The following is a 12933-nucleotide window of genomic DNA, read 5'->3' as shown; positions in this document are numbered from 1 at the left end:
AACGCGCGCCGTTGCACGACGTCGCCTGCAAGCCCCGCAGCGGAAGCAGCAGGCTCCGCCGCCTTGACGGGCATGGATGCGATCGCACCGGAAAGCAGCGCAATCGAGAACAGGATCATGGTCCGCTGCGCAATCATCATCTCCCCCTCAAAACGGATTGACATAATTAATGATCGCAACTTGCCTCAGCAGCACCCGGCGGACCACATGCGTCGTCTTCAAATGCTCGGTATAGATTGCCGCCGTCCCGGCGCTGCCCGCGGGCAACCGATTAGCGAAGGTAGCATCGTCGAGCTTCACACGCACGACGAAAGGTGCCGCCTCGATCGCTTTCGGCGCCACGGCGGTGCCCGAGGTCTGGGTCTGGCCGGTCGCGATCGCCTGCAGCACGCTTTCGACCTTGCCCGAATAGATTTGCCCGGGCGCGAACTTGAAGGTGACCTCGACCTCCTGCCCCGGCGCGACGTAGCGGGCATCGATCTGGTTGATCTCGACGCCGATGATCGTATTCGAGGTATCGATGAACGCCATCGCCGGCGACAGCGGCAGATTGGCTACCCGCGCGCCCTTGCGCAGCGCCACGTTAGTGACGTAACCGTCGGCCGGCGCCTTCACCACCGTCTTGTCGAGATTCCACTGCGCCGCTTCGAGCTGGCCGCTGAGCTGGTCGACCTCGGACTGGCGCTGCTCGACGTCGAAGCCACGCCCGGCATCGCGCTCGAACAGCGTCGTCATCTGCGCCAGCCGCGTCTTCGACAGCTTGAGCTGCGCCGTGATCGCCTTGACCTGTGCGTCGTAAGGGGTCGGATCGATCTTGAAGAGAACGTCACCGGCCTTCAGCGGCGCGTTGGCGGTGACGGGCACCTCGGTCACTTCGCCCGCGACGTCGGGCACGATCGACACCGCATTGCGCACCACCAGCGCCGCGCCCTGCGGGGCACCCCAGTTCATCGGGACCAGGAGACCGAACAGCACCAGCACCAGCACGATGAACGGCGACAGCTTCCAGAACAGGTTGAAGCGCACGATCTTGAAATGCACCAGCAGGAACAGCAGCACCAGATAGGTGTTGATGATCGCGACGCCCATCACACCGCTCCACTCTTGCGTTGGGGCACGTCGACATAGGCCCAGATCAGCGCGATCGGCCACAGCGCGAAGCCGAACAGCAGCGTGACCCAGCCGGCCACCGTCACGGCCTGCGCGTAGGGATGGTTGCGCAACTTCGCGATATGCCCGGGCAGCCAGCCCGCGATGCAGAATACCCCGATCGCGCTGGCTAGCAGGATGACCAGCACGATCCAGGCAAAGATGTCGTATCCGCTCATGCGAGCACCTCAGTCCACCAGAGCATTGTCAAGACCATCAATCTTGGTGCTGCCCCCAGTCATGGTCGCCTCTTTGCCATCCCTCACTCTCACTGCACCCGCTTCACCGCGGGCGGGACCCACCGACCATCCAGCACCTCCGGCTTTGGCGCATAGAGGCGCAGCGTCGGCCCAATCAGTCCGGATTTCGGCGCTGGAAGCCAATTCGATTCCTTGTCTGGTCCAGGCGAGTCCGCCTGGATGTAGATGTCGAGCGAGCCGTCCGCGTTGAAAAGCAGCTTGTCGCGGTCGCCGATCGCGAACCGGTTCAGCGGATTGGGGACCTGAAAGCCCTGATTGTCGTACATGGTGAGAGACCAGAACGCACCGGCGGGAGGCGTCTTTCCCTTGTCGAAGTGCAAGACGTACTTGTTCGCGCCATCCATCGGTTTCCCGTCTCCGTCCAGGAAAGCTGTCGGGTAAACCGCGTCGGCAGGAAGATTGGCGCCAAGCCCCGCCAGGGCGACCAAGGCGCGCTGGCGATAGGACGTGCCGTATGTCCCTGTACCGTCGACGATGAAGTTCCAGCCGTTGACGTGGTTGCCGGCTGTCTTGACGCCCGCAATCATGTCTTCCAGACCGTCCTTGGCACCCGCATTGATCGCCTCGAGCGAGGCGTCATCAACCTTGCTGCGGTCCCAGCTCTTGCCGGGTTCGAGCCCGATCGCCTTCATCCGGAAAAGAATCGGGTAATCGTTCGGATGCGGAGGGAATTTCTGCACCAACTCGGCGAAGCGCGTGAACAGCTCCACACCCGTCATCTTGCCGACCTGCACAAGAGGCGGCGTCTTGGTGTCCACGTTCGCATCCACCGCCGCCGTCGCGGGTGGCGAATAGCTCTTGCCCCATCGGGCCAGCGGCGTGAGCTTCAGTCCGTCCTGGACCTTGTGAACGTTGTCATAATCCGAAGGCCCGTTGGTCTGGATGCGCCCCATCACCCAGATCATGGACGTCGGCGCGTCGATACGTTGAACGCCCGCGGGCAATTTGCCTTTCCAGCCGGGCGGACAATAGGCAAAATTCCCGGCCTTGGTGCCGGTCGTGCGCGATCCGATCGACGAGAACACGTCCGTCCACATGTCGAGAGTCGGCACCAGATAAAAGCGCCCGCCGGTATCGGGGACGGACAGGATCATCGGTCCCTTGCTGAGGTCGGCCCATGCGAAGGAATACAGGGTGTCGAAGTTGAAGCGGACTACATCCTTCGCATCGGCATCTGGATAGGTCCGAAAATAGGCAAACTGATTGATCGGAGCACGCCCCCTGACGGCGCTCGCGTTCGCCACTGCGGTTGATTGCCGCATCGTCACATCCATCAGCACGATGGGATAGGCGTACTGATAGACCTCACGCGCGATCTCGCGCGCCTTCTGCGCGGAAAGCCGTTCGGCCTGCGCCGGGCTCCCGGGCTGATCCTGGGCGAGCACCGTGCCGGACATACCGACAGCGAGCATTGCCGCAGTACCGATGATTGTAAACCACCCCTTCAACATTCCCCGTTCTCCCTTGCTGTCCAGCTACCGGCTTCAGGCGCCCATCTATTGCTGGGGCCGAAACACCACCTTCCAGTCCTGCTTCATGTCGACCACGGTCCAGCCGCCCGCGGCGGCCGCGTCGAGCGCCTTGTCGAGCTTGCCGACCTTCGATTGACGGTCGTAGGCGTATTCGCGAGCCTCGTCGGTGTGGTGCACGATGCCGGCGAAGCGCGCGCCCGACCCCGCCACGGTCCATTGCAGCATCTGCAGGTCGCCGTCCGAGTTGCCGAACGCGAAGATCGGGCGGCGGCCGATGAAGCGGTTGATGCCGACCGGCTTGCCCGGGCCGTCATCGATGAACTCGACCTTGGCCTGCTTCATCAGGACCGGCTTGCCGTCGGGGCCGATCTGGAATTTGACCACGCCGGATGAGCCGACCACCCGCTCCGGCGGGATGCCGTAGACCCTCTCCATCCACGGCCGCATGAATTCGACCCCGCCGCCGGAGACGACGAAGGTCTTGAAGCTGGACATAGAACGGCTGCTCGGTCCACAGCGTGCCTTCATTGTCGAACGTGGCAATCCGCTCGGCGGGCGGCACGAAGTCCCGCCCGCCTTCCGTCGTGACGCGCGCGACGAAACCGACAATCGCCGATTTCGCTGCGCCGTCTTTCCAGGATGGCAGCGGATCAGGCTCGCTCAGCGCACGCGCCGGCGCCAGCGCGCTGAGTTGCAGGGCGATCAACGCGATCAGAAGCATTCTCTTCGAGATGGTAAAGACGCCAGCATCACGGCTCATCTCGCAGGCCTCCTCCGCTGGTTGAGCGACACCACACGATCATCAACGGGATTGAGTTGTGCCGGCGCGCTGTGCCTTGCGGCGCGCGTTGCCGCGCGGCGGATGCTGCGCCGGGCGCCGCCGACCTGGCGCAGCAGCCGGCGCGGTGACCAGTGCGCCGTGCCGGCAGACGGTGCGAACAGCTCGCGCTCGACGGCGCCGATCTGGTCATCGAGCGCGGCATCATGGGCGACGGCCTTGAACGCCTCGAGCGTGTGCTGCGGCGCGACCGGCTCGAACCGCTGCAGCCAGTCGAGCAGCGCGAAGTAGACCGCCTTGGCGTCGCCATGGCGCGCGGCACGCCGCAGCTCGCTGAAGGCGAACGCTTCCGAGCGCAGATAGGCCTCGCGATGCCGGCGATAACGCGCCGCGATTGCCCGCACCATCCGCGGCATCAGCCAGCCGAGCGCGGCAAGCGCCAGCAGCACGGCTGCGGCCGACTTCCAGCGATCGGCGATGACATCGCGCAGCGCGCCCCATGACCAGCGCGCGCTGGAGGTGCCGATTGACGACGCGCCGCCGGCTGCGGGGTTTGCCTCCACGTGCAGCGTCAGCGGGTCGAGATGCGCCACATCGATGCTTTGCGCGTCGATGTTCCACCAGTGCAGGTCGATCGGCGGCAGCACATAGTCGCCGGCCTTCTCGAGCATGTAGACGCCGCTGTCGACACGCGCCGAGGACAGCACATCGGTGCGCCCGTCGGTCTTGTCCTGGAGCGACGGCTGCGCAGGGTAGAGCTTGAGTCCCTCGAACGCGGCTTTCCTCGACGAAGGGCGGCAGCTCGCGCCGCCAGGTCGGGCCCGACAACGCGACGATGCCGAGCGACATCGCGGCGGCGACCAGATAAAGCGGGCTCACGCCGCGTCCCGCGCCCGGTTGCACGATGAGATGGTTGAGCAGATGCGGCGCGATCACCCCGCCCCATTGCGCTTGCGGACTCTGCCGCCACCGCACCCACGCGAATACGGCAGCGACAGGAATCAGCGCCAGCAGCCACAGCGGCCGCAGCAGATGGAACGGGATGGCGACCGCGTCATGCATGGCCGAGCGCTCTCCTTCGTCCCAGCCCGCTTTCCAGCGAAAGGCCGAGCCACAGCAGCAGCGACAGCACCACGGCGGCGCCGAGCGGCCACTGGAACAGCGGCTGCTTCGGCCGCCATGACAGCGTATCGAGCCTGGCCGGCGCGAGACGGTCGATATCCGCGTAGATCGCCTGCAGCTGCGCACCGTCCTCGGCCCGGTAGAAATGGCCGCCCGTCGTGGCGGCGACTGACCGCAGGACGCCGAGATCGACGCGGTTCTCGCCGGTCGCGGCCGGATCACCAACGCCGATCGTGTCGATCACGAAGCCGTTCTGGTGTGCGATGTCTGCGGCGTGCTCCGGAGGGACGCGGCTCGCCGTGTCGTTGCCGTCGGTGAGCAGGACGAGAAGCTTCTCGCGCGCCTTGCTTGCCTCGAAGGTCTTGATCGCAAGCCCGATGGTGTCGCCGATCGCGGTCTGCTGTCCGGCCATGCCGACCTCGGTCTGCGCCAGCAGCGCGGTCGCGGTCTGCAGATCCTGCGTGAACGGCACTTGCACATAGGGCCTGGTGCCGAACAGCACCAGCGCGACGCGGTCGCCGTGCCGGTGCGCGATGAAATTTGTGACCACGCGCTTGACGCCGTCGAGCCGCGTCAGCATCGCGCCATCGCTGCCGCGGAAATCGCGCTGCTCCATCGAGCCGGAGATATCGATTGCGAGCATCAGATCGCGCGCCGAAACCTCGCGGGTGACGGGATCGCCGACCCATTGCGGCCGCGCCAGCGCCGCGACGACCAGTGCCCAGGTCAACGCGGCCGTCACCATCTGGATGCGCCGCCGCTGCAGCACGACGGCGCCGCGCTGCGGGGTCTGTCCGGTTGCCGCAGCAAGGCGGTCGAAGAACGGCACCATCACGGAGGCCTGCCGCGCGCGATGCGGCGGCAACAGCCACCACACGAGGATCGGTAGCGGCAGGAGCGCGAGCATCCAGGGCCATGCGAACTCAAACATGGTGCCCCCTGATCCAGCGCCGCACCAGATCCTGCAGCGCCGTTAGATCGCCGGCATCCGCCGTCGTCCGCCCGTACGGCGCGGTCGCGAGCAGCCGTCCAGCGCCTTGCGAGAATTCGTCCCCGCCATAGCTGCGGTCGAGGAACGCAAGCCAACCCGCGCCGGCAAGCGGCGCGATGGTTTCGCGCGGAAAGGCATCGAGCGCAGTCTGCCGCACCAGCAGCGCGAGGCTCGCGGCCATTCCCTCCGGGACGCCGCCTTGTGTCTGCAGCAGCCGGTCTAGCTCCGCGAGCGCCGCGCGCCGATAGCGGTTGGCGCGGAAACGCCGCAGCAGGCGCCACGCCGCAACGGCGACCCCCGCGACAACCAGCACGATCACGATCCGCGATGCCCATGTCGCCGGAAGCAGGCTCACCGACGGCGGCAGCGGGATATCGATCAGGCCCGCGACGGGATCCACAATGACAGGTTGGGTGTCAGCCAAGAGCCGCCTCCGCCCTGGCGTGACCGCCACCGCGTCCGTGCCGGGCCGGCAGCCCGCCCAGGAGACGCCGAAGTTGCGGCGCGGTTTCCTCGGCTGTGCTCAGCGGCAGCACCGGAATGCCAAGCTCGCGCGTCCACGCGAATACGCCGCGCAGCCGCTCCTGCGACGCCTGCGCGATACTTTTGCGGACACTCTCGCGGCCGACTTCGAGCTGAATCTGCAGCTCGCCATCGGTGACGGTCATCCGGCTCGAGGCAGGCAAATCGCTTTGCAAGGGATCGTGGACCAGCACCGCGACCACGTTGTTATGCCGGGCGATCGCCCCGATCATCCGGCGCGTCGCGGTATCGGCGCCATCAAAATCGCTGATCAGGATCACGGTTGCGTCATGCATCGTCCGCCGCTCGGCATGTTCGAGCGCCCGGTTGAGCATGCCTGACGCCGGGACGATGCCGCGGCCGACGCCGAGCGCCTGGTTCTGCGCGACGATGGTGGACAATATCTGCAACACCGTCGCCCGACTGCGCCGCGCCGCCAGCTCGACGACATCGCTGTCATTGAACACGATCGCGCCGATCCGGTCGCCGACGCCGAGCACACGCCAGGCGCCGATCGCGGCGGTCTCGGCCGCGGTGACCGACTTCATGGCGCGCCGGCTGCCAAAGAACATCGACAGCCGCTGATCGACCACGAGCAGGGCCTGGCGGTCGCGCTCCTCGTTGAAGACGCGCACATGCGGCTTCTGCAGCCGCGCCGTGACCTTCCAGTCGATCTCGCGGACATCGTCGCCCGGGCGGTAGTCCCTGATCTCCTCGAAGTTCAACCCGCGGCCGCGCATGCGCGAGGCGAACCGGCCCGACAGCAGACTGTGCACCGGCTGGCGCGGCAGGAACGAAACCCTGCGATCCCTGAATTCGAGCGCGATCAGATCGTCGAGACTGACGTAGACACCGGGCGTTCTGGCTGATGTCTCCGTCATCACGGCCCTCACGCTGCAGCGACAAGCTCGGTGATCTTGTCGATCACCTGGTCGGGGCTGATGCCCTGCGATACGGCCTCGTAGCTCAGGATCAGCCGGTGCCGCAGGCAGTCGTGGATGACGGCCCGTATGTGGTCGGGCGTGACGAAGTCCTGCCCGTCGAGCCATGCGCGCGCCCGCGCGCAGCGGTCGATGGCAAGGCTGCCGCGCGGGCTGGCGCCGATCTGGATCCATTTGCTCAAGGGCTCGCCATAGCGGCCGGGAAACCGCGTCGCATAGATCAGGTCGACGATGTATTTCTGTGCGAGGTCGGAGACGAAAATGCCGTCGAGCTCGCCGCGCGCATCGAGGATCGCCTGCTGCGGCACCGCCGGCGGCTCGGCAGCTCCGGCTTCCGGCTTCTGCGCATTCTCGGCGCGATTGAGCTTGATGATCTCGCCTTCCGTCGCCTCGTCGGGATAGGTGATCACGACATGCATCAGGAAACGGTCGAGCTGGGCCTCGGGAAGCGGATAGGTGCCTTCCTGCTCGATCGGATTCTCGGTCGCGAGCACCATGAACAGGTCAGGCATCTTGTAGGTCTTGCCGGCAACGGTGACCTGACGTTCCTCCATCGCTTCCAGCAGCGCCGACTGCACCTTGGCCGGCGCGCGGTTGATCTCGTCCGCCAGCACGAGGTTGGCGAAGATCGGCCCCTTCTGGAATTGAAACTGGCCGCCCTTCTCGGTCTGCAGGTAGATTTCCGCGCCGGTCACGTCCGACGGCAGCAGGTCCGGCGTGAACTGCACGCGCGACAGGTCCGCGGCGAGATTCTTCGCCAGCGTCTTCACCGCCCGCGTCTTGGCAAGCCCCGGCAGGCTTTCGATCAGCAGATTGCCGTTGGCCAGCAACCCGATCAGCATGCTCTCGACCAGATGCTCCTGCCCGAGCACCGACTTGCCGATGCGCGCCTTGAGATCGAGCACGGCATCGCGGGCCGCCGAGCTCTTTGCGCCTTCCTGCTCCGTCGCGGCTTTCAACTGACTCGATCGAAGATCCGGCATGTGGACTGAACCTGAAAAAGGATCCGGCCGCCGGCAAGCGGCGGCCGGATCCGCGCGTTGCCCGCGCTATTTTGCGCCTGGTTGCTTGTCCAGCGTCTTCATCAGGGCATCGACCATCTGGTCGATGCTGAAGCTCGCCGACCGCTGGCTCGGCGGATACTCCTTGAAGGTCTGCAGGAACGGAGCGACCCGCCAGACGCCGTATTGAATGAGATAGGCGTTCTTGGCCAACCAGTCGTAGTACTGGTCGGAGACCACATCGGCGCGTTCGAAGGGATCCATGCGCAGGTTGAATACTTTCGGCGCGCGCAGGCAGGTGAACGGATTCGCCCAGACGACGAATCCGCCGGGCTCACGCTGCTCGCAGAACACGATCTTCCAGTCGTTATAGCGATATGCCACGACCTGGCCGTCGTCGTTGAAGTAGTAGAAGTCGTTGCGTGCGGACTTCGGCTGTTGGCCGGTCAGGTACGGCAACTGGTTGTAGCCGTCGAGATGCACCTTGAACGACTTGCCGCCGAGATCAGCGCCCTTGAGCAGCTTGTCCTTGACGTCGGTATCGCCCGCGGCGGCCAGCAGCGTCGGGAACCAGTCGAGCCCCGACATCATTTCATTGGAAACTTCACCGGCCTTGATGTGACCGGGCCAACGGACCATCGCCGGCACGCGAAATGCACCTTCCCAGTTGGTGTCCTTCTCACTGCGGAAGGGAGTTGTCGCGGCGTCCGGCCAGGACCACTGGTTGGGGCCGTTGTCGGTCGTGTAGACGACGATGGTGTTGTTGGCGATCCCGAGGTCGTCCAGTGCCTTCAGGAGCTTTCCGACGTCGCCGTCATGCTCGATCATGCCGTCGGCATATTCGTTGCCCGGCATGCCGCTCTGCCCCTGCATGGACTGGCGGACATGGGTGAACGCATGCATGCGCGTGGTGTTCATCCAGGTGAAGAACGGCTTGTTCGCCTTCGCCTGACGTTGCATGAAATCGATGGCTGCAGCCGTGGTCTCGTCATCGACGGTTTCCATCCGCTTCCGGTTCAGCGGGCCCGTATCTTCGATCTTTCCGTCTGCAGACGCCTTCAACACGCCGCGCGGTGTGTTGCTCTTCGTGAACGCTGTGTCGTTCTTCGGGTAATACGGCCGCTCCGGCTCCTCCTCGGCATTGAGGTGATAGAGGTTGCCGAAGAACTCGTCGAAGCCGTGCTTGGTCGGCAGATATTCATCGCGGTCGCCGAGATGGTTCTTGCCGAACTGACCGGTCGCGTAACCGAGCGGCTTCAGCGCCTGTGCGATGGTGACGTCGCGATCCTGCAGGCCGACGGTCGCGCCGGGGATGCCGACCTTGCAGAGGCCGGTGCGCAGGCAAGCCTGCCCGGTGATGAAGGTGGATCGGCCGGCCGTGCAGCTGTTCTCGGCGTAATAGTCCGTGAACATCATCCCCTCATTGGCGATGCGGTCGATGTTCGGCGTCTTGTAGCCCACCACACCGCGCGTATAGGCGCTGATGTTGGACTGGCCGATGTCGTCGCCGAAGATGACGAGGATGTTCGGCTTCGCCGTGCCCGGCTGCTGCGCGAGCGCGGGCGACCTGCCCAATGGCGACAGGCTTGTCGCGACCAACGCCGCCGCGAACAAGGTGCGAAGTAACGCACCACGGCTACTACCATTGAGTTTGGCCGCCCCATTGCTCTTCAATTCGGCTTCATCACTCATTCGTCGCTCCCCACTCTTTATGCTGGCTGAGACGTTCGTGGCCGCACCACGCAGCGGAAGCCGACGTGACTGGTGGACGTGTCGACCGGTTCGGCGTGCCGCGCGGCGGGGCGATAGCGGCGGCAATAGTTCGGGGCACAGAGATGCGAGCCGCCCTTCAACACCTTCCGCGGAATCTTGATCGCGGGCTGGGCGGGGTCGTAGCTCGCTTCCTCGCGGCCGCCGCGCGGATTCTGCGGGATGCAGCAGGGCTTCGCGGCGTCGGCCTCATGACGGGTGGACCACCAGTCGGCGGTCCACTCCCAGACATTGCCGATCATGTCGTGGACGCCATAGCCATTCGGCGGAAACGCGGTCACCGGCGAGGTCCGGTCGAAGCCGTCCTCGCAGAGGTTCTGAATAGGGAAATTGCCCTGCCATGTGTTGGCCATGTGCTTGCCGCCGGGCGTCAGGGCGTTGCCCCAGGCGAACTCCTCGGCCTCCAGCCCGCCACGCGCCGCGAACTCCCACTCGGCTTCGGTCGGAAGCTCCTTGCCGGCCCATTTGGCGTAGGCGAGCGCATCGGCATAGGCGACGTGGACGACCGGGTGGCTGCCGAGCACGTTGATGTTGCTGCGCGGGCCGTAGGGGCGGCGCCAGTTCGCGCCCTTCATCAAGGTCCACCATTGGCTCCAGTCGCGCAGGGTGGTGACCCGGCGCGGCGGCTGAAACACCAGCGAGCCGGCGTAGAGCATATGCGGCAGCGCACCCGGATATTGCGCAGGATCCGGCGGTCGCTCGGCGACCGTGATGTGCCCGGTCTCCCGCACGAATTCGCGGAATTGAGCGTTGGTCACGGGCGTGCGGTCGATCCAGAAGCCGTCGACCGACGCGCGATGCGCCGGCGCCTCCTCGGGGTAGTGGTGGTCGGAGCCCATGCGGAACGTGCCGCCGGGAATCCAGACCATGTCGTCGGTCTGGACGCGGTCGTCACGCTCTGATTCAGCGGAGGCGATCTCTACCCGGGACATGGCGATGCACCTCTTTGCGCATTACCGTGAGCAGTAGTCCCAGAAGCCCTGTGTTCGCGACGGGTCGGTGTAGTACCAGCACATGCCCGCTGCCGGCGGCGGTCCAGCCCAGGCGGCTGCGCTCGCCGCGCTGACGAAACCGATCGCCGCGCCGGCCGCGACCGCGCCCCCGATCGGCCAGCCGTACCAGCCAGGCCGCGCCCAACCTCCCGGCCGCGGTCCGGGCCCGACCCAGCGCGTGCCACCGCCGTGCCAGCCGGGCCGAACTCCCGGGCGCACCACCGTCCGGCTACGATAAGCGACCGCACCGCCGCGCGGTCCGACCGCAACGCCACCGCGGCGCGCGACAGCACGCACCTGCACAACGTTACCGCTGCCTTCTTGCTGTTTGATGATCGGCAATGAGGCGGAAGCGCCGATGCTGACCGCCGACGCCGGGCCGGCTTGCGCGATGATCGCGGTTGCTCCAACGAGCGCCAGACGGAAAATCCTGTTGAAGATCGGAGCCTTATGATCTCGGTGGCCGAACGTCGTGCATGATTGCGTCGTGCCTGAGTGCATTGTCGCGCCCTTCCATTTTTCTATGCTGCACGTTTCGGCAGCGTTGATCCGTCAGGCCTTCTTCCCTTTTCCTCCGTCGCTATCCATGTGCACATTTGGGTGCACAGCGTTCTCCATCGTGACCCGTTCCACTGGACGTTGTCACGAGCGAATTCTGCTGTCAGTTCAAACGATAGCGGAACGCACTATACAAGTGATGTGCACTTTGTGCCAAACTCAACCCCGAGGCGTGCAGGCTTAACGAAAGATGCTCCAATTCGATCAATCCGATCCGGTCGGCATTGTTGCTTTCTCGAAAAAACAAGCGAAAATCTGCACGTATGCAAATCCACACCACGATCTCGCCATGCGAATCGAGCCAATCTAGGCACATTGTCACGGCCGCACTTTTTGTACCGACTTCAAGCATTTGGTTTTAGTAGATTAATCGCGCTGCAGTTGTGAACGTGGATATGGGCCAGCACCTGACGGTTAGCACCGGCGAGCTTGACGGCTTCGAGGGTCTCCACGATGCCGTCAAAGGCTCGCATGTCGAAGTCATGCAGCTTGAGCGCGGCAAGCTGCGCGGCACATTGTCTCACGTCGGGATCGGTGACTTTTCGCTCAGCATCGGTGCGTTCAATGTCGGGGTCCGCACCCAGCGCATCTCGACCGATCCCAAGCTGATCATCGGAATGCTGCTGAACGCGACCGACCGCGTCACGCATTGGGCGTTCGACATGCAGCCGGCCGATGTGCTGGTGATTCCTCCATCGGTCGAACATGACGGGGTCTTTCACAGCGCTTCGTCCTACGCGGCCATCCGCTTCGACCTGGCTGAGCTGCCCGACATATTCGGCGGCGAGCCGCGGCTCGCCGACGCCGAAACCTGGCAAGCGAAGAACCACTTTCGCGCCGACCCCACGATCGGCATGGGCGCCGCGGACAAACTGCCGCAGATCGTCGCGCATCTCGCGCGCTATCCGGATGCCTTGACGGACTCGTCGGCCGGCTTCTGGAAGCGCGCGATCATCGACTGCGTGACCGCGACGGTCATCACATCGCTGCCGCCCGACGGAACGACCTATCTGCCGTCGGCGATGCGACTGGTGCGCCACGTCGAGGACTATCTGCACGCCGCGGGCACGCGCCCGGTCCATGTCTCGGAAATCTGCACCGAGCTTCGGCTGTCGCGACGCAGCCTGCACCGCGCCTTCCACGAGGTGTTCGGGGTCGGCCCGGTGACGTTCCTGCGCTACAAGCGGCTCTGCATGATCCGTTCGATCCTGCGCGAAAGCACCCCGGACCAGACCACCGTCTCCAAGGTTGCGATCGAACAGGGCTTCATCGAGCTCGGGCGCTTCTCGCAATATTACCGCGCGATGTTCGGTGAATACCCGTCGCAGACGCTCGGTTACGCCGGCTAGCAAATCAGCCGTTGCGCCCCGCACAAGC

12 protein-coding genes and 1 pseudogene are annotated in these 12933 nt (G+C 65.0%); 1 reads left to right on the top strand and 12 read right to left on the bottom strand.

Annotation, left to right across the window (positions count from 1 at the left end):
* Positions 1 to 147: 147 nt before the first annotated feature.
* The 12 genes and pseudogenes from QJT82_RS19270 to QJT82_RS19215 all read right to left on the bottom strand — a co-directional run bounded on the left by QJT82_RS19270 (position 148) and on the right by QJT82_RS19215 (position 11499).
* Positions 148 to 1089, bottom strand: a complete 942-nt coding sequence (locus tag QJT82_RS19270; protein ID WP_028341214.1) for an efflux RND transporter periplasmic adaptor subunit — start codon at positions 1087 to 1089, stop codon at positions 148 to 150.
* Entirely contained in the window at positions 1089 to 1328 is a 240-nt protein-coding gene (locus QJT82_RS19265; RefSeq protein ID WP_028341215.1) for a DUF3302 domain-containing protein, read from the bottom strand. Before QJT82_RS19265 ends, QJT82_RS19270 begins: the two co-directional genes overlap by 1 nt.
* 89 nt (positions 1329 to 1417) lie before the next feature.
* A complete protein-coding gene (locus tag QJT82_RS19260) occupies positions 1418 to 2860 on the bottom strand; it encodes a DUF1254 domain-containing protein (protein ID WP_028341216.1) in 1443 nt (480 codons plus the stop codon).
* Positions 2861 to 2905: 45 nt separating this feature from the next.
* Positions 2906 to 3602 (bottom strand): annotated as a pseudogene (locus tag QJT82_RS19255) (HAD family hydrolase).
* A 35-nt stretch (positions 3603 to 3637) separates the two neighbouring features.
* Positions 3638 to 4366, bottom strand: coding sequence for a hypothetical protein (locus tag QJT82_RS19250; protein WP_245288734.1), 729 nt, complete (start codon positions 4364 to 4366; stop codon positions 3638 to 3640).
* Between the two features lie 347 nt (positions 4367 to 4713).
* Entirely contained in the window at positions 4714 to 5712 is a 999-nt protein-coding gene (locus QJT82_RS19245) for a VWA domain-containing protein (protein WP_028341217.1), read from the bottom strand.
* Positions 5705 to 6196, bottom strand: coding sequence for a DUF4381 domain-containing protein (locus QJT82_RS19240; protein ID WP_035631723.1), 492 nt, complete (start codon positions 6194 to 6196; stop codon positions 5705 to 5707). The genes QJT82_RS19245 and QJT82_RS19240 overlap by 8 nt, the downstream gene beginning before the upstream one ends.
* The gene (locus QJT82_RS19235; RefSeq protein WP_028341219.1) at positions 6189 to 7175 is read right to left on the bottom strand and encodes a DUF58 domain-containing protein; all 987 of its coding nucleotides are present in this window, start codon (positions 7173 to 7175) and stop codon (positions 6189 to 6191) included. Before QJT82_RS19235 ends, QJT82_RS19240 begins: the two co-directional genes overlap by 8 nt.
* An 8-nt stretch (positions 7176 to 7183) precedes the next feature.
* Positions 7184 to 8194 carry a MoxR family ATPase gene (locus tag QJT82_RS19230; RefSeq protein ID WP_051447902.1) on the bottom strand — a complete coding sequence of 337 codons (1011 nt, stop codon included), beginning with the start codon at positions 8192 to 8194 and terminating at the stop codon, positions 7184 to 7186.
* 90 nt (positions 8195 to 8284) lie between these two features.
* Positions 8285 to 9928 (bottom strand): arylsulfatase, encoded by a 1644-nt coding sequence (locus tag QJT82_RS19225; RefSeq protein WP_245288735.1) that lies wholly within the window; start codon positions 9926 to 9928, stop codon positions 8285 to 8287.
* Positions 9929 to 9945: 17 nt separating this feature from the next.
* Positions 9946 to 10938: a formylglycine-generating enzyme family protein gene (locus QJT82_RS19220; RefSeq protein ID WP_028341222.1), complete on the bottom strand. Its 993-nt coding sequence runs from the start codon at positions 10936 to 10938 to the stop codon at positions 9946 to 9948.
* 21 nt (positions 10939 to 10959) lie between these two features.
* The gene (locus tag QJT82_RS19215) at positions 10960 to 11499 is read right to left on the bottom strand and encodes a hypothetical protein (protein ID WP_028341223.1); all 540 of its coding nucleotides are present in this window, start codon (positions 11497 to 11499) and stop codon (positions 10960 to 10962) included.
* Between the two features lie 452 nt (positions 11500 to 11951).
* Here QJT82_RS19215 and QJT82_RS19210 point away from each other — a divergent pair, with 452 nt between their 5' ends.
* Entirely contained in the window at positions 11952 to 12905 is a 954-nt protein-coding gene (locus tag QJT82_RS19210; RefSeq protein ID WP_028341224.1) for a helix-turn-helix domain-containing protein, read from the top strand.
* Positions 12906 to 12933: the final 28 nt, after the last annotated feature.

Source organism: Bradyrhizobium sp. Mp19 (genome assembly GCF_029952935.1).
Lineage (GTDB): Bacteria > Pseudomonadota > Alphaproteobacteria > Rhizobiales > Xanthobacteraceae > Bradyrhizobium > Bradyrhizobium elkanii.
The sequence above is the reverse complement of the archived record's forward strand: the minus strand, read 5'-3'. Positions and strand labels throughout refer to the sequence as shown.

Bases quoted from the DNA above. Each gene is read 5' to 3' on its own strand.
- QJT82_RS19270 (WP_028341214.1), bottom strand. From the start codon at position 1,089: ATGGGCGTCGCGATCATCAACACCTATCTGGTGCTGCTGTTCCTGCTG.
- QJT82_RS19265 (WP_028341215.1), bottom strand. From the start codon at position 1,328: ATGAGCGGATACGACATCTTTGCCTGGATCGTGCTGGTCATCCTGCTA.
- QJT82_RS19260 (WP_028341216.1), bottom strand. From the start codon at position 2,860: ATGTTGAAGGGGTGGTTTACAATCATCGGTACTGCGGCAATGCTCGCT.
- QJT82_RS19245 (WP_028341217.1), bottom strand. From the start codon at position 5,712: ATGTTTGAGTTCGCATGGCCCTGGATGCTCGCGCTCCTGCCGCTACCG.
- QJT82_RS19235 (WP_028341219.1), bottom strand. From the start codon at position 7,175: ATGACGGAGACATCAGCCAGAACGCCCGGTGTCTACGTCAGTCTCGAC.
- QJT82_RS19225 (WP_245288735.1), bottom strand. From the start codon at position 9,928: ATGAGTGATGAAGCCGAATTGAAGAGCAATGGGGCGGCCAAACTCAAT.
- QJT82_RS19220 (WP_028341222.1), bottom strand. From the start codon at position 10,938: ATGTCCCGGGTAGAGATCGCCTCCGCTGAATCAGAGCGTGACGACCGC.
- QJT82_RS19215 (WP_028341223.1), bottom strand. From the start codon at position 11,499: ATGCACTCAGGCACGACGCAATCATGCACGACGTTCGGCCACCGAGAT.
- QJT82_RS19210 (WP_028341224.1), top strand. From the start codon at position 11,952: ATGGGCCAGCACCTGACGGTTAGCACCGGCGAGCTTGACGGCTTCGAG.